The 20,623-nt window shown below is 38.6% G+C and carries 17 protein-coding genes and 1 other annotated feature; of the genes, 15 read left to right on the top strand and 2 right to left on the bottom strand.

Annotated elements, in window-relative coordinates; translation table 11 throughout:
* The first annotated feature begins 4 nt into the window (after positions 1 to 4).
* From queA to yajC, 3 genes are all read left to right on the top strand, one after another.
* Entirely contained in the window at positions 5 to 1,048 is a 1,044-nt protein-coding gene (queA, locus tag B1B04_RS22515) for a tRNA preQ1(34) S-adenosylmethionine ribosyltransferase-isomerase QueA (protein WP_079563585.1), read from the top strand.
* Between the two features lie 53 nt (positions 1,049 to 1,101).
* Entirely contained in the window at positions 1,102 to 2,247 is a 1,146-nt protein-coding gene (gene tgt / locus B1B04_RS22520; RefSeq protein WP_079563586.1) for a tRNA guanosine(34) transglycosylase Tgt, read from the top strand.
* Between the two features lie 169 nt (positions 2,248 to 2,416).
* Entirely contained in the window at positions 2,417 to 2,689 is a 273-nt protein-coding gene (gene yajC, locus B1B04_RS22525; RefSeq protein ID WP_079563587.1) for a preprotein translocase subunit YajC, read from the top strand.
* A gap of 197 nt (positions 2,690 to 2,886) precedes the next feature.
* On the opposite strand, the gene B1B04_RS22530 is transcribed toward yajC, so the two are convergent.
* Entirely contained in the window at positions 2,887 to 3,732 is an 846-nt protein-coding gene (locus B1B04_RS22530) for a polysaccharide deacetylase family protein (protein ID WP_079563588.1), read from the bottom strand.
* A 470-nt stretch (positions 3,733 to 4,202) separates the two neighbouring features.
* On the opposite strand from B1B04_RS22530, the gene B1B04_RS22535 reads away from it, so the two are divergent.
* On the top strand, positions 4,203 to 4,838 hold the full coding sequence (locus B1B04_RS22535) for a DUF421 domain-containing protein (RefSeq protein WP_079563589.1): 636 nt from the start codon (positions 4,203 to 4,205) through the stop codon (positions 4,836 to 4,838).
* Here B1B04_RS22535 and B1B04_RS22540 read toward each other — a convergent pair.
* A complete protein-coding gene (locus tag B1B04_RS22540; protein WP_079563590.1) occupies positions 4,835 to 6,352 on the bottom strand; it encodes a putative polysaccharide biosynthesis protein in 1,518 nt (505 codons plus the stop codon). The genes B1B04_RS22535 and B1B04_RS22540 overlap by 4 nt on opposite strands.
* Positions 6,353 to 6,445: 93 nt before the next feature.
* Between B1B04_RS22540 and B1B04_RS22545 the strand changes: the two genes are divergently transcribed.
* The 11 genes from B1B04_RS22545 (at position 6,446) to B1B04_RS22595 (ending at position 20,394) form a co-directional block, all read left to right on the top strand.
* Positions 6,446 to 6,754, top strand: coding sequence for a post-transcriptional regulator (locus B1B04_RS22545; protein ID WP_079563591.1), 309 nt, complete (start codon positions 6,446 to 6,448; stop codon positions 6,752 to 6,754).
* A gap of 350 nt (positions 6,755 to 7,104) precedes the next feature.
* Complete coding sequence (gene secDF, locus B1B04_RS22550) at positions 7,105 to 9,372, top strand: protein translocase subunit SecDF (RefSeq protein ID WP_079563592.1); 2,268 nt, start codon at positions 7,105 to 7,107, stop codon at positions 9,370 to 9,372.
* 472 nt (positions 9,373 to 9,844) lie between these two features.
* Positions 9,845 to 10,240 (top strand) — a binding site (T-box leader).
* A gap of 315 nt (positions 10,241 to 10,555) precedes the next feature.
* Positions 10,556 to 11,929, top strand: a complete 1,374-nt coding sequence (locus B1B04_RS22555) for a chorismate-binding protein (RefSeq protein ID WP_079563593.1) — start codon at positions 10,556 to 10,558, stop codon at positions 11,927 to 11,929.
* Positions 11,929 to 12,960, top strand: coding sequence for an anthranilate phosphoribosyltransferase (gene trpD, locus B1B04_RS22560; RefSeq protein WP_079563594.1), 1,032 nt, complete (start codon positions 11,929 to 11,931; stop codon positions 12,958 to 12,960). The genes B1B04_RS22555 and trpD overlap by 1 nt, the downstream gene beginning before the upstream one ends.
* Complete coding sequence (trpC, locus tag B1B04_RS22565; protein ID WP_079563595.1) at positions 12,957 to 13,748, top strand: indole-3-glycerol phosphate synthase TrpC; 792 nt, start codon at positions 12,957 to 12,959, stop codon at positions 13,746 to 13,748. The genes trpD and trpC overlap by 4 nt, the downstream gene beginning before the upstream one ends.
* Positions 13,745 to 14,359, top strand: coding sequence for a phosphoribosylanthranilate isomerase (locus B1B04_RS22570; protein WP_079563596.1), 615 nt, complete (start codon positions 13,745 to 13,747; stop codon positions 14,357 to 14,359). The genes trpC and B1B04_RS22570 overlap by 4 nt, the downstream gene beginning before the upstream one ends.
* Positions 14,359 to 15,567: a tryptophan synthase subunit beta gene (gene trpB, locus B1B04_RS22575; protein WP_079563597.1), complete on the top strand. Its 1,209-nt coding sequence runs from the start codon at positions 14,359 to 14,361 to the stop codon at positions 15,565 to 15,567. The genes B1B04_RS22570 and trpB overlap by 1 nt, the downstream gene beginning before the upstream one ends.
* Positions 15,567 to 16,358, top strand: a complete 792-nt coding sequence (trpA, locus tag B1B04_RS22580; RefSeq protein ID WP_079563598.1) for a tryptophan synthase subunit alpha — start codon at positions 15,567 to 15,569, stop codon at positions 16,356 to 16,358. Before trpB ends, trpA begins: the two co-directional genes overlap by 1 nt.
* 148 nt (positions 16,359 to 16,506) lie before the next feature.
* Positions 16,507 to 18,825 (top strand): single-stranded-DNA-specific exonuclease RecJ, encoded by a 2,319-nt coding sequence (gene recJ, locus B1B04_RS22585; protein WP_079563599.1) that lies wholly within the window; start codon positions 16,507 to 16,509, stop codon positions 18,823 to 18,825.
* A 33-nt stretch (positions 18,826 to 18,858) separates the two neighbouring features.
* Positions 18,859 to 19,371 (top strand): adenine phosphoribosyltransferase, encoded by a 513-nt coding sequence (locus tag B1B04_RS22590; RefSeq protein WP_079563600.1) that lies wholly within the window; start codon positions 18,859 to 18,861, stop codon positions 19,369 to 19,371.
* 309 nt (positions 19,372 to 19,680) lie between these two features.
* Positions 19,681 to 20,394, top strand: a complete 714-nt coding sequence (locus B1B04_RS22595; RefSeq protein WP_079563601.1) for an MraY family glycosyltransferase — start codon at positions 19,681 to 19,683, stop codon at positions 20,392 to 20,394.
* The last annotated feature ends 229 nt before the right edge of the window (positions 20,395 to 20,623 follow it).

Here is a 20,623-nt window from a genome sequence, read left to right on the forward strand (position 1 = left end):
TTTCATGCGTGTAGAAGATTTTGATTTTGAATTGCCAGAAGAGCTTATTGCACAAACCCCACTTTTGGATCGTACAGCTAGTCGATTAATGGTAGTGACGCCAGGCTCAGCAAATGTAGATCATCACCATTTTGCTCATATTTTAGATGAGCTACAAACTGGAGACTGTCTTGTGTTAAATGATACAAGAGTATTACCAGCACGTTTAATGGGTGTTAAAGAGGAGACAGGTGCTCATATAGAGGTACTGCTATTAAAGCAAATGGCGGGTACGGATGAATGGGAAACGCTTGTTAAACCAGCTAAGCGTGTAAAAGTTGGCACAGTTGTAACATTTGGAGATGGCTTACTGACAGCTACTTGTACAGGAGAGCTTGATCATGGTGGACGTACATTTGAGTTTAAATATAACGGCATTTTTTATGAAATTTTAGAGCAACTTGGTGAGATGCCACTACCTCCATATATTCGCGAAAAGTTAGAGGATAAGGATCGCTACCAAACCGTTTATGCAAAAGAGCGGGGTTCAGCAGCAGCACCAACTGCAGGTCTGCATTTTACTGAAGAATTACTAGAGCAAGTGAAAGCAAAAGGGGTCGAAGTTGTTTTTATCACTTTACATGTGGGACTTGGAACTTTCCGTCCTGTAAGTGTAGATTCAATTGAAAATCACGAAATGCATTCTGAATTTTATAGTGTAACGGAAGAAACCGCATCTATCATAAACCGAGTAAAGAGTAATGGTGGTAAAGTAATTGCAGTTGGTACAACCTCTACACGTACTTTAGAAACGATCGGCTCTAAATATGGAGGTGAAGTACGAGCAGAACAAGGTTGGACGTCTATTTTCATTTATCCGGGATATGAATTTACTGTTGTGGATGGTTTAATTACAAACTTCCATTTACCAAAGTCTACCCTTGTAATGCTTGTTAGTACGCTTGCAACAAAAGAAACAATTTTAAGTGCATACCAACAAGCTGTAGAAGAAAAATATCGTTTCTTTAGCTTTGGTGATGCTATGTTTATTCGTCCAAAAGGCGAATAAAGAAAAAATCGGAGTACTGTTTTTACTTTAGATAAGAGAGGAATTTTTATAATATGACACAACCAGCAATTCGTTATGAGCTACTTCATACTTGTAAACAAACTGGAGCACGCCTTGGTATCGTGCATACACCGCATGGCTCTTTCGAAACGCCAGCATTTATGCCTGTAGGGACACAAGCAACTGTTAAAACAATGTCACCTGAGGAATTAAAGGAAATGAATGCAGGTATTATTCTGTCAAATACGTATCATTTATGGCTACGACCTGGGAATGATATTGTTAAGGAAGCAGGGGGCCTGCATAAATTTATGAACTGGGATCGCCCGATTTTAACAGATTCAGGTGGTTTCCAAGTGTTCTCACTTAGTCAATTCCGTAAAATCGAAGAAGAAGGGGTTCATTTCCGCAATCATTTAAATGGGGACAAATTGTTTTTAAGTCCTGAAAAGGCGATGGAAATTCAAAATGATTTAGGTTCGGATATTATGATGGCTTTTGATGAATGTCCACCTTTCCCTGCGACATATGACTATATGCTGCAATCAGTAGACCGTACAACACGTTGGGCTAAACGTTGTAAAGAGGCACATAAACGTCCAGAGGACCAAGGTCTATTCGGTATTATTCAAGGGGGAGAATTCGAGGATTTACGCCGTCGTTCTGCAGAAGCATTGGTAGAGCTTGATTTCCCTGGTTATGCAATTGGAGGCTTATCTGTTGGTGAACCTAAGGACATTATGAACCGAGTATTAGAGTTTACAACACCATTAATGCCAGCAAATAAACCACGTTATTTAATGGGTGTAGGTTCACCTGACTCATTAATTGATGGTGCTATTCGAGGTATTGATATGTTTGACTGCGTATTACCAACACGTATTGCACGTAACGGTACATTAATGACATCTGAAGGCCGTTTAGTTGTTAAAAATGCAAAATATGCACGTGACTTCGGACCAATTGATCCAAACTGCGATTGCTATACATGTAAAAACTATTCACGCGCTTATATTCGTCATCTAATTCGTACGGAAGAAACGTTTGGTATACGTTTAACAACTTACCATAACTTACACTTCCTATTGAAACTAATGGAGCAAGTACGTGAGGCAATACGAGAAGACCGTCTTGGTGATTTCCGAGAAGAATTTTTCGAGAAATACGGCTTTAATGGGCCAAACGCAAAGAACTTCTAATATTTAGTAAAAAGATCATGTAAATTTGTGTGAAATGAGAATGTTTTTAGCAAAAAAATGTCTATCGTAGAAAAAATATTAGTAATGTAGAAAAATTTTGGGCTTGTCCATCGCTTTTTTATGGTGGAATAGTCTATACTAAAGTAGAATTGGAAAGGGGGCAAGAATGATGGAACAATATTCTGGCTTAATCATGATTTTAATCATGTTCGTTGCAATGTGGTTTATTTTAATCCGCCCTGCTAAAAAGAGACAGCAGGAAACACAAAATATGCAGAGCAGTTTGCAACGTGGAGATAAAATTATTACAATCGGTGGTTTACATGGCGAGATTGACTCAATCGAGGACACAGCTGTGACATTAAAAATTGCAGACAATGTGCGCGTTAAATTTGACCGTCAAGCAATTGGACGAGTAGTAAATGGCGACCAATTAAAATAATTATGAGAAAAAGACTTACATTAGTTGTAAGTCTTTTTTTAACTTCTTTCAGTAAGTGTTTTTGAAGCGACAAATACTGAGATCTCCTCCACGTCTTAAGGCATTATCGAAACATTGTATCAACTCTCATCCAAACCTAAGCGCAAAGCCGATTCAGGACGTAACGCCGGCATAATCGATGTTCTTTTTTATTTTAGCTAAGTGCCACCATTTTTTAATTTCTTAATTAATTCTGCTCCAGTGTCATTGCCATTCACCGTTATTCTGCTTAAAGCAAATGCATTATCGCCCATAGTAACACCTTTATTTTTAATAACAAAAGCCATTTTAAATCCAGCATCTTTCGCCAATTTCATTGCATCTTCAGAATTAGTTCCGAAGGGATAGCTAAGAGCAATTGGTTCATAACCTAACTTTTCTTTAATAATTTCCCTAGAAAGAATAAAATCTTTTTTAACTCGTTCTTCGTACTCTTCTTGTGTTTCGAGCTTTCCATTAATGTAACTACGACCATATATAGCACCTTTCATTCCGCCATTGAATGACTGTAATTTATTATGTGAATTCCAAGTATGGCTTTGGATGGTTATATAATCCTCCATTTCTTTTAATTGATCCCAATTCATTTTGGGAATTTCGTTTGGATACGCATTTTTTCCGTTTCTTTCTAGAACATGACTGGTGATAACAAAAATTTCTGCATGCATTTTGTATTTTTTTAAAATCGGATAAGCTTTTTCATAGTTGCTTAAATAACCATCGTCAAAAGTTATTAACACCGGATTTTTAGGCAATTCTGTTTTACCGTTCAAGTAATCATATAATTCTTGTGCTGTAATAGAGTTGTATCCATTCTCTTTAAGTGTTTTGATTTGTTGTTCAAAATTCTCTGGGGAAATGACTGTATTATTATTCATGTTTTTATCCAAATGGTGGTACATTAGAACGGGAATCTTCTCATTATTATATCCGTAAATAGGGAAAGGTTTAATGAGCGAAATACTATAAGCAACAATAACTAGAAAAATTACTAACCTTTTCATTTTCTCACCTTGTTTTCATGTTTGAATTAGCCTGTTAAGTTGGAAAAAAGCAGGGTGTTTACTAAACGGAAGTACAAGAAGGACCTTATAAACAATAACTACATGGGTGAGCATTTTGAAACGTCCTGTTAACTGTCCGAGAAAATTTTGTTTTTTCCACTTAAAAAGCAGGAATTATAGCTCCTTTTATTGTACACAAACAACTAAGGTTTATTCTTTTGATTTACGAAAGTTACATGGTGTCATTTCCTAATTAAAGAGTTGTTGTTTTTTTATGTTATTCGTGCGTTTTTTTAGGTTTTGCCTTAATTGAAAACACGATTTTCAATTAAGGTTAGCATGCAAAATAATAAAGTTCCGTCATAAGGAATTCCGAGAAGTTAAGTGTTAAAAATCAAAGCTAAGATATACCATCATCCTGTATAAAAAAAGATAAGTAAGGTCACCTTGAATAGTATGGGGGTGACGATATGGAAGAATATTTAATGATTGTTTTTAGAACCTGCTTTTTATATGTGTTTATCCTAATAATTTTTCGTTTAATGGGTAAACGTGAGGTCGGCGAATTATCTGTAATCGATTTAGTTGTATCCATTTTAATGGCTGAAGTTGCTGCGTTTGCACTTGATGATTTCGAAAGTCCTTTATTTAATGTGATTTTACCAATCATCGTGTTGTTTTTCATTCAAATAGCAACTGCATATTTGTCACTCAAAAATAAAAAATTCCGTGACCTAGTTGATGGTGATCCAGTATTGCTTATAAAAGACGGTGTCATTTTAGAAAGTGAAATGCGCAAGCAACGCTATAACTTAGATGATTTGTGTCAACAATTACGCGAAAATGGAAATGCTTCCGTTACAGATATTGCTTATGCTTATTTAGAGCCATCTGGCAATTTGTCCGTCTACCAAAAAGATGAAAAGGCATTTGTTTACCCATTAATTATCGATGGTGATATTCAGGAGAGGCATTTAAAGGTATTGCACAAAGATGCTGATTGGTTAATGGCAGAGCTTGCTAAAAATAATATTACGGATAGTAACACTGTATTTTTTTGTGTTTGGGAGGAAGATCGGCTGCATATTCAACTGAAAGAATCTTAAACTTTCTTGGCCAATTTACGAATGTAGCGCAAATCAGTTATTCGTAATTGATTGGAAACTAGTAAGAATGTAAAAAGTAAAAACAAAGTTACACAGCTACTTAAAATAAATGGTAGTGGCATTATTTGCATCAGAAAATACTGGGTAACACAAACAGCAATAAAACAGCCATATGGAACAACAAACATTCTAAAACCAGCACGTAAATTTTTACGTTGCCTTACTGTTGCAATATGCAAAAACGAAGTCAGTAAAACGCCAAAGCCAATCGCCACAACGGCACCTTTTTCTTGTATACCCGGCTGAGAGGCAAGTACGAACATGACAAAGAGCTTACCAAGACCACCGTATATGGAGTTCATCATTGCTGCGCGTGCTTCTCCAATTGCTTGTAATATAGAGTGCAATGGACTTTGTATATAATAAAAATAAAAAATAGGAGCCAATATTTTCACATAACCACGATTTTCTTGTAAGTGAAAGAGCTTCACAGCTAATTCGTCTCCATGAACGAAAAAGTACGTAGCGGCAACACAGCCCACTAAAGAAGATAGTCGCAATGAAACAGAGATACGTTCCTGTAAGAGTGGTATATGCTGACGTGCAACCGCGTCACTTACAGCTGGTATTAGTACAATTGAAAGTGCTGCAGACACAAAAGCAGGGAATAATAATAGGGGGACTAGTACACCCGAAATAACCCCATATAAAATTGTTGCAGCGGAGGCTGTTAAACCAGCCATAGTTAACGCCTTTAAAAAAATGATAGGTTCTAAAAACCAAGTAAAAGATCCGAATAGCTTGCTTCCTGCAGAAGGAAGGGCAATTCGTAACATTGGAGAGGCAGGATAAGCCTCGATTTTGTTTTTTCGTGTCAATAATTTTTTCTTTGAGACTATATAATGAATCCACAAATACAAGAAAGCAACGATTTCAGCTAGTAGTGTAATACCCATAGCAGCGGCTGCTGTAACGGCAGCATTATTATAGGCAGCCACATATGGCAGTGTCAAAGTGATGAAACTAATACGGATAATTTGCTCAATCATTTGAGCCCAAGCTGTTGGTGTGATTTTCGCAATACCCTGTAAATAAGCGCGTAATAAACCTGAGCCAACAGAAACTGGTACAGCAAAGAGTGCAATCCAAAGCGTAAATGTTGTATGTTCATTATGTAAAAGTGTAGTCGATATATATGGTATAGTTAGTGCAACGATTGGCATAAAGACGATCATTCCAATAAATGACCAAAAAATAGCCGTACGCATAACACCATAGATGCTCTCGCGTTTGTTTTTTGCTAATAACTCTGCTACAATTTTTGCCACAGCAATAGGTAGTCCAAGTTGAATGAGTGAGATGAAGAAAATGAACGCCGGATAGACGGTCATATAAATGCCGACTGCCTCTTCACCAGCGATCCGCATAAATTGCATTCTATAAAAGAAGCCAAAGAGTTTCGATAAAAAAATCACGAACATTAAAAATAGTGTTCCCCGTACAAAAGAACTCATGCCATCCGTCCCTTCTCAAGCCACAAAAATTCATTTACACTATTTGTATGCAAACTTGTCTTACGATACGACTTTGATTGGAGATGATTCAAAATGAGTATGCAGCATGAGCAACTATTTGAAAAAATCCGTCCTGCAATTGATAGTAAGATGGAAGAGTTTAAATATTACCAATACAATGCGATTACAGCAGAAGAACTATGGCGCTATTGTGTAGAGAAAAAATGGCGCAGAAAAAATATTGAACAATTACGCATACATGAAATTATCGCCACTATTTTTGCAGTATCACCGTCCGATATCGTATCTTTTAATCAAGTAGAATTCTTACAAAGTAATGATTGGTTTACAGAATTGAATACGGAAGAGTTAAAAATGCTGCTTGGCCCGGTTAAAACTTAAGAAGAATGTGTGAAATTTGTCAAATAATAATAGAATACTAAAAGTGTTGAATTGACACCAAGCGCAACGTGTTTCATAATGAGTGTGTTGCGCTTTTTTTTATTTGTATAAGTATTTTTACCAAAACCCTCCTAATAGTTCTTTTCTAAATTTGGAGGCAAAACACCTATTCAAATACAGGGATAAATTTGCGCGTTATGAACGATCGAAATAAGTAGAGCAATCTTTTTTGAAGCACAGGCAACATTATTCTAAAGGAAAAGGAGGAATAAACGCTTCAAAAGGACTTGCTATTATACTTGTTTGTAGTGTAAGGAATTGCCTTACACCAATTCGAGGAGGATTTATAAATGAAACTTAAAAGTCGTATAGTTGCATTCGTACTACTAATGGTTATTTTTACAGCAGCCATCGGTACGACTGTAGGCGGCGTCTTAAAGGACATTAAGCTAGGCCTTGACTTACAAGGCGGGTTTGAGGTTCTTTATGAGGTTAAAGAATTAAAAGAGGGACAAAAAATTACACCAGAAGTTGTATCGGCAACAGCAACAGCTCTTGGTGAGCGTGTAAATGCTATCGGGGTAAGTGAGCCGAGCATTCAGGTTGAAGACAAAAACCGCATTCGTGTGCAATTAGCGGGTGTCGAAGACCAAGAATCAGCACGTGAATTATTGTCTACTTCTGCAAATTTAACATTCCGTGATGTCGATGACAATTTATTGCTGGATGGTAATGACTTAAAGCCAGGTGGCGCTAAAGGTTCTTTTGACCAACAAAATCGACCTATAGTTTCGCTAACGTTAAAGGATGCGGAAAAATTTGCTGATATCACAAGTAAAATTGCTGCTAAACCAGCAGGTCAAAATTTACTTGTTGTATGGTTAGACTTTGAAGAAGGTGTTGATTCATATAAAACTGAATCACAAAAGGCGAAGCCTCGCTATGCATCTGCTGCGACAGTTAACCAAAGATTAGATACAACAGATGTTATGATTAGCGGGAATTTCACAGTTGAAGAAACGAAAAATCTAGCGGGTATTTTAGATGCTGGGGCACTTCCTGTTAAGCTTAATGAAATTTATTCTACTTCAGTTGGTGCACAATTTGGTGACCAAGCACTGAAAAGTACAGTTTTCGCCGGTATTGTGGGCGTAGTAATAATTTTCTTATTTATGCTATTCTACTATCGTTTACCTGGCTTTATTTCCATCATTACACTTGCTATTTTCACTTTCCTAGTACTAGTTGTATTCAGTTGGATTAATGCGGTGTTAACGCTTCCGGGTATCGCAGCAATCGTGCTCGGTATAGGGATGGCGGTAGATGCAAATATTCTTGCCGCAGAACGTATCCGTGAGGAATTACGTGTCGGTTATTCGGTTAAACAAGCATTCCAAATTGGCTCGAAGGAGTCTTTGTCAGCCATTGTCGATGCACAGCTAACTACATTATTAGCAGCTGCCGTATTATTCCAATGGGGTACAAGCTCTGTTAAAGGGTTTGCCACAACATTAATTATTAGTATTTTACTAAGCTTCCTAACAGCTGTTTGGGGCTCTCGTGTCTTACAAGGAATACTTGTAAATAGTGGCTACTTCAACAATCCAGGATGGTTTGGTATTCCAAAATCTAAACAGCATAGCCTGGATGAAAATATCGGAACATTAGATTTATCAACGAAATTTGATCGTTTTGACTTTGTACACAACCGTAAGAAATTCTATACATTCTCATTAGCTATTTTAGTGGCCGGTTTAGTGGTTCTTGGTATTTTCCGCTTAAACCTTGGTATTGATTTCTCTAGTGGTACACGTGTGCAAATTGAAGCGGAGCAAACGTTGAATAAAGAAGAAGTATCCAAATATCTAGATAGTATTGGCTTCTCATCAGAAGATATCGTTTTGACAGGTGAAAAGAGCAACGGAGCGGTTATCCGTTATAAACATGACCTGACGCAAGCAGAAATTATAAAGTTCAAAAAAGAAGCAGGCGAAAAATATGGTCATGAACCTGGCATAAGTACAGTGTCTCCGACCGTTGGTAAAGAGCTTGTGAAAAATGCGATTAAAGCATTATCTCTTGCGGCTATCGGTATCATTATCTATGTAGCGGTTCGTTTTGAGTGGCGCATGGGTATTGGGGCAATTGTTTCGTTACTACATGACGTATTCTTAATTGTTGCTGTATTTAGTTTTATGCGCTTAGAAGTTGATATTACGTTCATTGCGGCTGTACTGACAATTGTCGGTTATTCTATTAACGATACGATCGTTACGTTTGACCGTATGCGTGAAAACTTAGATCGATATGATACGATTAAAGACCGTGAAGTGTTAGCGGATATCGTAAACAAATCATTACGTCAAACAATGGGTCGATCTGTTAATACAGTATTAACGGTTATTATCGTGACAGTGTCACTTCTTATTTTAGGTGCACCATCGATTCAAAACTTCTCAATCGCGTTATTAGTTGGTTTAATCACAGGTATGTATTCTTCAATTTGTATTGCTGCACAAATCTGGTATTCACTTAAAGTTCGTGAAATGAAAAAATCAGATGGTCAAATACACAAAAAAGAGAAAAAACAATGGGGTACTGACGAGCCTACTGTTTAACATAAGCATTAAAATGAAGCAGGGAAGGAAATATTTCTTTCCCTGTTTTTGATGAAAAAAGAATCTTCTGGCTATCATGAGAAAGCTGAAGATTCTTTTTGTTTTTAAGTTTAAATTGCCGTAGTAAGATTGCGGTTGTAGAACATTGTTGCTTAATGCAGCAGCTACCCTATTCACCTGCTGCATTGTAGGCAGTGACGTCTTTCGCACTTGCTGAAATTTGTACTGAAGTGGCTGAAATATCTTCAATTAGGTTAATGAATACTTGTACAAACTCTTTAAAATAGAATCAATTGCAACACTGTTTACCTTCCTTAATTTTTTTTAACATTTTTCTTTTTCTCTGAATTGATTGACAATTATCGTAGTTTAGCATAGAATAAGGCTAACTTTTTTGTTCGGTACAAGGTAGTTGGTCTCGGGAGCGAGGCCAGCCTTAGAACAGATGAGCTTAGTTTAGATGAGAATAGCTGAGAAATTGTTGAATAAGAGTAGTAGCATAAGTGTGCAATTTAGAGAGTCAGTGGATGGTGCGAACTGATTTGCAGCTTATGTGAATGGACTTATGAGAGTCGCTAATTATAATAGCGAACGGATTCCCCACGTTAAAGGGGGTGCTTTGACTTAGATAAGACAAATCTTTTTGACATAAATTCAAAAGATCTGTCAATTTAACTTCTTTCAGCAGGTGTCCAATCATCCGCTGAAAGATTACGGAATCGGAAGGAAGTTCTTTGTGCAAATACAAAATCGATTCCGGACACAATTATGCCGAGGCATAATTGATCTGGCGAACTAAGCTGAGCATTTAAGGGAGAGCAAATATGCTCTAATATGAGGTGGCAACGCGGTCATGATCGTCCTCTGCAATTAGGAAAAATCCTTTTTGCAGAGGACTTTTTTTGTTGTTTTTAATTTGCAGGTATTGAATGCTACGCTTTCGCACAAAAAACATCTGTCGCTGCCGCTACGTTGCACTACGCTTTCGCGCAAAAAACATCTGTTGGCCCGAGACCCTGCAGCGAAGCGAAGCGGCTCATCGAACGCCCCTAGGAAAGCGTCCAGCGGGAATGGAAATCAACCCTACGCTATGCTGATCTTTTTTTCAACAAGAACTGATTCAGTAACTAAACATTTGTAAGTCTAAAGGTAGTGGATTTTTAAGAAAAGGAGCTTGGTCATTATGCTATCAACGAGTTCAAGAACAAAAATGAAAACTATTAATGCTGATTCATTAACACCGATTTTAATTTTTAGACGCCTTCAAGGGAAACATAAATTTTTGCTGGAAAGTTCAGCACAGCATGAAGGAGCAGGACGCTTTTCTTTTATCGGCGCTAATCCAAGAAAAACATATAAAGGCTTTGGAGATGAGATTCAGGAATATTCATATAAGACTGGACACACCTATACACATAAGGGCGACATGTTTGTTTTAATGAAAAGGTTAATGCCACGTATATCCAATACGACACAATTCCCATTTTCAGGCGGAGCTGTTGGCTATGTTGGTCAAGGTACAACAACAAGGTTTTCGACTGAACAGGATAAAGCGGAGTTACCAGATGTGCATTTCCATGTATATGAGACAGTTATTGTGTTTGATCATGTAACAGATGAGGTTACTTTAATTTATACGAATATTGATGCGGAAAAAAAAGAACCAAATTTAGAAGTGTTGGCAGAGCAGCTTTTAAAAGGGAGAGAGAATGAGGATACGGCTTGTAGCTTTGACCCTTTCGAATCGACTACGAATGAACAGTTTGCAACATCTCTTGCATCGATCAAAGCTACTTTAGATGAGGATATTACTAGGGTTATGTTATCAAAGTGCATTTTAGCAAATTTACAAGGAGATGCTTTTTCTTTATATCGTCAATTGCGAAAAAAACATCCTGCTCCCTATATGTATTATGTAGAATTTGACGATCATATTGTCTTAGGGACATCTCCTGAAAGTCTAATTCGAGTAAAAGGTGAGCGTGTGATTGCCACACCAACTGAGGGGGCATTTCCTAGAGGCTCCACAAAGGGTGAAGATTTAGAGCAGGAACGCAAGCTACATGAAAACGCAAATATTAGGGAGTCGCATGCTGTACTTGTTTCTGCCGTGCAACAAGAGCTACAGTCTGTGTGCTTCCGAGATTCCATTCAAGTCATTGAGGCGATGAGAATTGAGCGTTCCACGCATGCATTGCACATGACATCGAGAGTCGAGGGACAAATCCTACCGATGCTTCAAGCACTTGATGTATTAGCTGCGACATTACCATCCTTTGCATCAACGTGTGTTCCAAAGGGTCAGGTAAAGGATAATTTAGATGAATCTAATCAAACTACTGGGATATTTAGAGGTGCTCTTGGATTTCTTGGTTTTAACGGTCATCTTGATTTTGCCTTAACAGGGAAATCCGTTGTCATAGAAAATGAAACGATGCATATGCAATCGACTGTAATGGTGACCAAATATACAAATATTGAAGAAGTTTTGAATCAAGTAGAAGAGGACGAACAGGAATTTTTACAGCTACTTGAAAAAGAAGGAGGTTCCCACTAATGGAAGGTATTCGTGAAAAAGTACAACGCCGAGAGCATTTAATGTATGAGGAAATGCTACAGGCAGCAAAATGGATGTTTCTAGATGACACACCAAAGGATCAAATCGCAAGCTTTTTAACGGCATTATCTGTCAAAGGTGAAACTGCACATGAAGTAGCTGCATTAGCCACAACTATGCGTTCATTTGCATTAGACTTCCCAGCAAACGAAGGGGTCTATATGGATAATTGTGGTACTGGTGGCGATGGACTTAATACATTTAATATTAGTACCACTTGCGCCTTTGTATTAGCGGGTGCCGGTGTCAAAATGGCAAAGCACGGCAATCGAAAAATATCTTCGGCATCAGGAAGCTCTGATGTTTTGGAGGCACTCGGTATTCATACGAATATTTCTATTGAACAAACTGTCGATCTGTTAGAGAAAGAAGGAATAGCCTTTTTATATGCTCCGAATGTTCATCCGAAATTAAAGCGAATTGGCGAGGTTCGTCGTGCACTTGGCAAGCCAACAATTTTTAATCTTGTCGGTCCTCTTACGAATCCAGTGCCTTTATCGACGCAATTTACAGGTATTAATCGTCCTAATTTTGTCATGGAATATGCATCTGTATTACAAATGCTCGGGCGAGAACGTGCAATGGTCGTTTCTGGGCCACTAGGTTTAGATGAGGCGTCATTAGCTGGTCAAAATACTTTTGTCTTACTAGATAAGGGAGACTTAATTCCATTTTCGTTAACTGCAGAAGAAGCGGGTCTCAGCTATGCACCAATAGAGGCTATTCGTGGAGGTAATGCAGATGAAAACGCGGCAATTATGCGTTCATTATTAGCCGGTGAACAAAATGCTTATTTTGACACCGTTTTATTGAATGCCGGTATTGGGTTGTTCAGCTATGGAATCGCTGAAACCGTTAAAGAAGGTGTAGAAATAGCGAAAGATAGTATTTTTAGCGGGCGTGCCCTTCAAAAATTAGAGGCAGTCGTTACTTATAGTGAGCATATTAAAGGAGTGGAGGTCCAACAATGAATATTTTAAATAAAATTCTCGAACAAAAAAAGATTGAAGTTTGTGCTTTACTTGAACAGCCCGACCCTTTAGCGAATTTTACAGAAAAACCGCGTCCATCGTTGTTTGAGCAATTGCGAAAAGCTGAAACATTACAAGTTATTTCTGAGATGAAGCGTGCTTCCCCCTCGAAAGGGCTAATCGCGGAAGGGGCAGATCCAGTGGCACAAGCAAAAATTTATGCAGACGCAGGGGCAGCAGCCATTTCCATTTTAACAGATAAACAGTTTTTTAAAGGCTCCTTTGATGATTTAGCTGCAGTTGCAAATGCTGTCCAAACGCCACTTCTTTGTAAGGATTTTATGATCGATCGTGTGCAAATTCGATTTGCGAAGGCATCAGGTGCATCAATTATTTTATTAATTGTGGCCGGGTTAACCGATCAAGCATTACGTGATCTGTATAGCTATGCAACAGGTTTAAATTTAGAGGTATTAGTGGAGGTGCATGATCTCGAAGAGCTTGAGCGAGCTATTGCAGTTGGTGCCAAACTAATTGGCGTCAATAACCGAGACTTACGTACGTTTGAAGTGAGCTTAGACCGAACACGTGAAATTGCTGAAGCTTTTCCGTTCGGTGAAGAGAAGGTTTTAATAAGTGAAAGTGGGATATGGACACAAGAAGACGCTAAAGAGGTGGCGGCTATGGGAGCTAGTGGCGTTCTTGTAGGTGAGTCATTAATGCGCAGTGGTGATGCTGGTTTTGCTCTAAAAAGTTTACAGGTCAATAAGGTGGGGGCATCTGTATGATGAAAGTAAAAATTTGTGGACTAAAGGAACAACAGCATGTACGGGCAGCAGTAGAGGCAGGGGCTGAAGCCATTGGTTTTGTCTTTGCACCAAGTAAACGACGAGTGACGATTGAACAGGCACAACAATTAGCCAAACATGTGCCAGAGAGCGTTTTAAAAATCGGTGTTTTTGTTAATCCAAGCGCGGAGGAATTACGAACTGTAATAGAAAGTGTGCCACTAGATTATGTGCAATACCATGGGGAGGAATCTCCTGATTTTATTCGTCGGCAAGGCTATCCTGCAATTAAGGCTTTGTCCGTCAGAGGTGCTGAAGATGTTCAGGTTGCTGCTAATTATGATGTGGACTATTACCTATTTGATGCGCCAGGAACAGACTTTAAAGGAGGTAGTGGTAATACGTTTGATTGGACCCTCCTAGAAAAAGTAGGGATTCCGCGAGAAAAGTTAATGTTAGCAGGTGGTTTGCAAGCTGAAAATATAGGAGAAGCAGTATCACTTGTGTCGCCATTTATGGTAGATGTATCAAGTGGTGTGGAGACAGACGGTGTAAAAGATATAGCTAAAATAACCGCATTTATACAGGCAGTAAAGAAGGAGAGAGCATAATGGCGAATTCAATTGCAAATAGTGTACCGACAAAGGAAGGGCGATACGGAAAATTTGGGGGTCAATTTGTTCCAGAAACATTAATGACAGCTTTGTTGGAATTAGAAACAGCCTATGATGAGGCAATGAATGATCAAGCATTTACTGAGGAACTGGCTTATTATTTACAACAATATGTTGGTCGTGAAACGCCGTTGTATTACGCAGAAAATTTAACAAAAGAGCTAGGTGGCGCGAAGGTTTATTTAAAGCGTGAAGATTTAAATCATACTGGAGCCCATAAGATTAATAATGCGATTGGTCAAGCACTTCTTGCAAAACGAATGGGTAAAAAGAAAATAGTGGCAGAAACAGGTGCAGGGCAGCATGGAGTGGCGACGGCAACAGCATGCGCATTATTAAATCTTGAATGTGTTGTTTTTATGGGCGCAGAGGATATCAAACGCCAACAGTTGAATGTGTTTCGCATGGAGTTACTCGGTACAAAAGTGGAATCTGTAGAAACAGGTTCAAAAACATTGAAGGATGCTGTCAATGCGGCACTACGCTACTGGGTGACAAATGTTGAGGATACTCATTATATTTTGGGCTCGGCTTTAGGACCACATCCATTTCCAAAAATCGTAAGGGATTTCCAGCGTGTAATTGGTGTTGAAACTAGAGAGCAAATTTTAAATAAAGAAGGTCGTTTACCAGATGCAGTCGTTGCTTGTATAGGAGGCGGTAGTAATGCAATCGGTATGTTCCATCCTTTTGTCGATGACGAGACTGTAGCGTTATACGGAGTAGAGGCTGCAGGCAGTGGCATTGAGACAGGTAAGCATGCGGCAGCAATTGCAGGTGGACAGCTAGGCGTTTTACACGGTGCATACATGTATTTATTACAAGATGAAAATGGTTTTGTGCAGGAAGCACATTCTATTTCAGCTGGTCTAGATTATCCAGGGAAAGGTCCAGAGCATTGTTATTTACATGATATTGGGCGTGTTCAATTTGATTCGATTACAGATAGTGAAGCACTTGAGGGCTTGCAATTACTGAGTAAAACGGAAGGTATACTACCTGCACTAGAAAGCTCCCATGCTATTGCTTATACAGCAAAACTTGCGAAGACAATGTCTACAGATGACATCATTGTAGTTTGCTTGTCCGGCCGAGGAGATAAGGATGTTCATACTGTCCGAAAAGCATTAGGAGGAGAAGTGTAATGACAAAACTACAGCAGGCAATTGAACAAACGAAAATCGCTGGTAATAAAGCATTTGTACCTTATATTATGGCGGGGGATGGGGGTCTGGAAACTTTGAAGCCAACGATCCTGAAGCTACAGGAAATGGGTGTAACGGCAATTGAAGTGGGTATACCGTTTACGGATCCTGTAGCGGATGGACCGACGATCGAGCAAGCAGGTGAACGTGCTTTAGCCGAAGGTGTAACATTACGTAAAGTGCTTGCAGTATTAGCTTCATTTAGAGGAGAAATTCAAGTTCCATTAGTTGTCATGACTTATTTTAATCCTGTTTTAGCTTTTGGGTTAGAGGCTTTTGCTAAAGCTTGTGTAGCAGGGGGTGTTAAAGGGTTAATCGTTCCTGATGTACCGCTTGAAGAAAGTGAGATCTTACGCGACACTTTAAATTCTCGTGGTATCGACATCGTTCAGCTTGTATCGTTAACAAGTCCTCCTGAGCGAATTGCACGTATTGCGGCTGCTAGTCAAGGGTTTGTCTATGCTGTGACAGTCAATGGAATTACAGGGGCCCGTGCAAGTTTTGCAGATGATTTACATGATCATTTTGCACGCTTACGTGAAGCAAGCCAAATACCAGTTCTAGCCGGCTTTGGAATTTCAACTCCTGAGCAGGTGGTAAGCATGGGGGCACTTAGTGATGGTGTAATCGTTGGTAGTGCGATCGTGACAGCATTGCATGAAGGTAATTTGGAGAAGATTGAGGCATTAGTGTCTGCTTCAAAAGGTGTGTTTCAGAAGTCTACTCTTTAACGGAGTAGGCTTTTTTCTTTTGAGATTGTTAGAGAGTAGTAGAAACGACGACGGACTGCCACAACTTTACAGGTAAAACTATCATTCTAGCAGATAGTGCGGATAGTCTAGATTTTCGGTATAATAGCTTTCGTGAGGAAGTGAAAAGATGATTCTATCGAAAAAGAGATGGCAAGTAGAGCGTCCAGACGCGAAGCTTGTCCAAACATTACAAAATGACCTACAACTTTCTGCGATTGCAGCAAAAATTTTAGCAGCACGAGGCTGCGAAACAACTGCTGACGCAGAGAGCTTATTGAATATGACAGAAGCAAGTATCCATGACCCGTTTTTAATGCACGGCATGGCAGAAGCGGTAGCACGTATAGAGCAAGCACTTGATAATGGAGAGAAAATCCTAGTATACGGCGATTATGACGCGGATGGTGTCACTAGCACGACAGTCATGCTGAATGTGTTACTTGATCTCGGTGCCGATGTTTCGTTTAAAATACCAAATCGTTTTATTCACGGCTATGGACCGCACGAAGCACTATTTCGTGAAGCACATGAAGAGGGTGTTCAACTAATTATTACAGTTGATAATGGTATTTCAGGGATGGAACCGATTCGTATCGCGAAGGAACTAGGTATGGATGTTATCGTTACAGATCACCATGAACCAGGCGATGAATTACCACCTGCAGATATTATTTTACATCCTCGTATACCAGAAGGACATTATCCTTTTGGTGAGCTAGCAGGTGTAGGTGTAGCGTTTAAGTTAGCTCATGCTCTATATGGGGAACTGCCAACGCATTTATTCGAATATGTAGCTGTTGGAACAGTAGCGGATTTAGTACCATTAGTTGATGAAAATCGCTACCTAGTAAAGCGAGGAATAGAAGAAATGCGTCGTTCACTCAGCCCTTGGGTACAAGCGATGTGTGAAGTTGCAAGTGCAGAGCAAGCTAAAATCAGTGAAGAAACAATCGGCTTTTACTTTGGACCGCGTTTAAATGCAGTTGGTCGACTTGGAGAAGCGGCACCAGGTGTAGAGCTATTAATGGCTGAGGATAATGCTAAAGCAACAGCATTGGCGAAACAACTTAATACATGTAATAGTGAACGCAAAGATATTGTAAAGAGTATTACAGATGAGGCCATTGCTCTCATCGAATCAGATAAAAAAATTGGAGATTCACTCGTTTTAGTGATCGCTGGAGAAGGCTGGAATGCTGGGGTAGTAGGGATTGTTGCGTCTCGTCTTGTAGAGCTTTATTATCGTCCAACCATTGTATTGTCACTAGACTATGAAAAAGGAACAGCTAAAGGTTCGGCTCGTAGTATTGAAGGATTCCATTTATTTAATGAACTAGCGAAAAATCGAGATATATTACCTCATTTTGGTGGGCATCCTATGGCAGCGGGGATGACGTTACCCATTGAGCATGTTGATGAATTAAGAGCACGCTTAGATACTCAAGCAAGAGCATGTTTATCAGAAGAGCAATTAACACCTGTTCTCAATATTGACATCCCACTAAAAATAGATGAAATTTCAGCAGATGCTATTGAAGAAATATCATCGCTCGGTCCATATGGTACGGATTTTCCGAAGCCTGTATATGTGCTCGAAGATGTGGAAATATCCTCCATGCGGAAAATTGGAGCAGCAGAAAATCATATAAAAATGGAATTGACGGATGGCTATGAAAAATTGGATAGCGTCGGTTTCAATAAAGGACATTTACACGATGAATTAACATATGGAATAAAAGTTTCATTTACTGGAGATTTACAAATTAACGAGTGGCAAGGACGTAAAAAAGCACAATTTATGATAGAGGATGTTCAAACGACTGAATGGCAATTATTTGATATTCGTGGTATCCGACAAACATCACGCTGGTTAAATACGGTCCCAAAAGAGGAGGCAACATTCATCGCCTTCCGTCCAGAGACAGTAACCTATTACCAGTCGTTAATTGGTGTGCCAATCCTAGCAGTGGATCCTAAGCTTTCAAATGTAGAACAAACCAATTATATCGTGCTGCTAGATTTGCCACAAAATGTTCAAATGTTAGAAGATGTCTTACGAAAAACAGCACCTTCCCGTATTTATGCACATTTTTATATGCCTGATTCTCAGTATTTCAGTGGATTGCCTACACGTGAGCAATTCTCCTGGTATTATAAGTTTTTAAAAAATCGTCCTGCTTTTCCACTGAATATGCATTTGTCTGAATTAGCGAAGCATACAGGTTGGCCATTAGATGCATTAAAATTTATGACACAGGTGTTTTTTGAGCTTGATTTTGTTAAAATGGAGAGTGGACTGACGACTGTCAACGTGAATGCACCGAAACAGGCACTTACAGAGGCACCGTCTTACAAACAGCGTTCAGAACAGATTGAAATGGAGCAAAAGCTAGTATATGCCCCTTATATAGAAATAAAACAATGGTTTGATGAACGATTACATTAATATGCGAAAAAGTTTCGTAGGAGGAACAATAACATGGATTTAAAGCAATACGTAACAACGGTTGAGAACTGGCCGAAAGAAGGTATCAGCTTCAAAGATATTACGACAATTATGGATAACGGTACTGCATACAAGTATGCGACAGATCAAATCGTAAGTTACGCAAAAGAATTAGGTGCTGAAATTGTGGTAGGTCCTGAGGCTCGTGGCTTCATTATCGGATGCCCAGTTGCTTATGCGCTTGAAATTGGATTTGCACCTGTTCGTAAGCCAGGAAAATTACCACGTGAAGTAATCAGTGCTGACTACGGCCTTGAATACGGTAAAGATACACTAACAATGCACAATGATGCGATTAAACCAGGTCAAAAAGTATTAATCTGTGATGACTTACTTGCGACTGGTGGTACAGTTGAAGCGACAGTGCGTTTAGTTGAACAATTAGGTGGTCAAGTAGTTGGCTGTGCCTTCCTTATCGAATTAACAGAGCTAAACGGTCGTGCAAAACTTGGTGACTTAGACATTAAAACACTTATTCAATATTAATAAATAATTGGATACTAGCTAAATGAATTGGTTCATTGTAATGGAGACTGGATGCCCAGGGAATCTCTTGTCCAGAACGGAAATCAACAACTCATTTAGCAGAAAAGCGATGAAAAGCGTCACATTTTTGTGGCGTTTTTTTATTTATAAGGCTGTTTTCTAAAAGATTGTTGCTATTCTACTAACGGAGCAGGATAGTTCAATAAGCATCACTATTCTATTTGGATATCTTTTACATCTCCTGTATAATTGTAGAAAGTGATATTTAACTTTGAGTATTTCTAATGAATTAATTTGGGAGGGGAAAATTTGTTATATTTAGCTTTATTAATTGGCATCGTTTCAATTGTAATTACGGATAAGCTTACCCAAGCTTTTAAATTATCAAGCATTTGGGGACTGATTGGTCATATTTGTGCATCACTTGTAATAATAATGGTCGGCAAACTTGAGGTTAGTTATATTAATCTAGGTAATCACTTCGAGTTAGGATATTTGGCGATTCCATTTACTTTATTATTCCTTGTAGGTTTTACAAATGTAATGAATATAGAAAAAGTGCAAAATCCTTCAATATTGTTGTTGCCATTCGTTTCTTTAGTTTGTTTCTCAATAGCAGCTTTCTTCATGGGCCATTCATTTGTATTAATAACGGGAATTTGTGCCAGTTTAACGATTATGTTTATTCTGCTATACGGCTATTTTACTGGTAAAGTATTTGTAGGAAGAACGCTTACTACGTCAATAGGTTTTATAATAGCCGTGCTTTCAATATCCCTCATTGAAATATCTATTGTAACAATTTATATTCCGTTATTTACTTTAGCACTACCATTCACTTTATATTATTTAATTCAAGATAAAATTACGAATGTACAATCAATTACAGTTAGCTTTTTAACAGCTATTTTATTTGGTGTATTAATGTACATAGTTCCTTTTAATATAATATGGTATCTCGTTGTTGGGTTAACGAGTATTTTGGTTATCACGCAATTTTCACGTAAATATCGCTTTATTTAGAAACTAAACTTCTTACTCAACTAACGCTGGCTTTACTTGAATTCATTGAGTTGCATAGGCAGCTCTTTTCTTACGATTAGTCAAGTATCTATAATAACTTTCTTAACTCTCTGGTATTATTTTGATAAATTGGACCATGCCGAATAAGCCTAGTGATTTTTCGATTTTTCATAAGGCTTTAGTATGTTAAACTGATGCTACGACTGTACTAGGGAGCCAACCTGTAGTC

This window comes from Lysinibacillus sp. KCTC 33748, from assembly GCF_002237755.1.
Classification (GTDB): Bacteria; Bacillota; Bacilli; order Bacillales_A; family Planococcaceae; genus Lysinibacillus.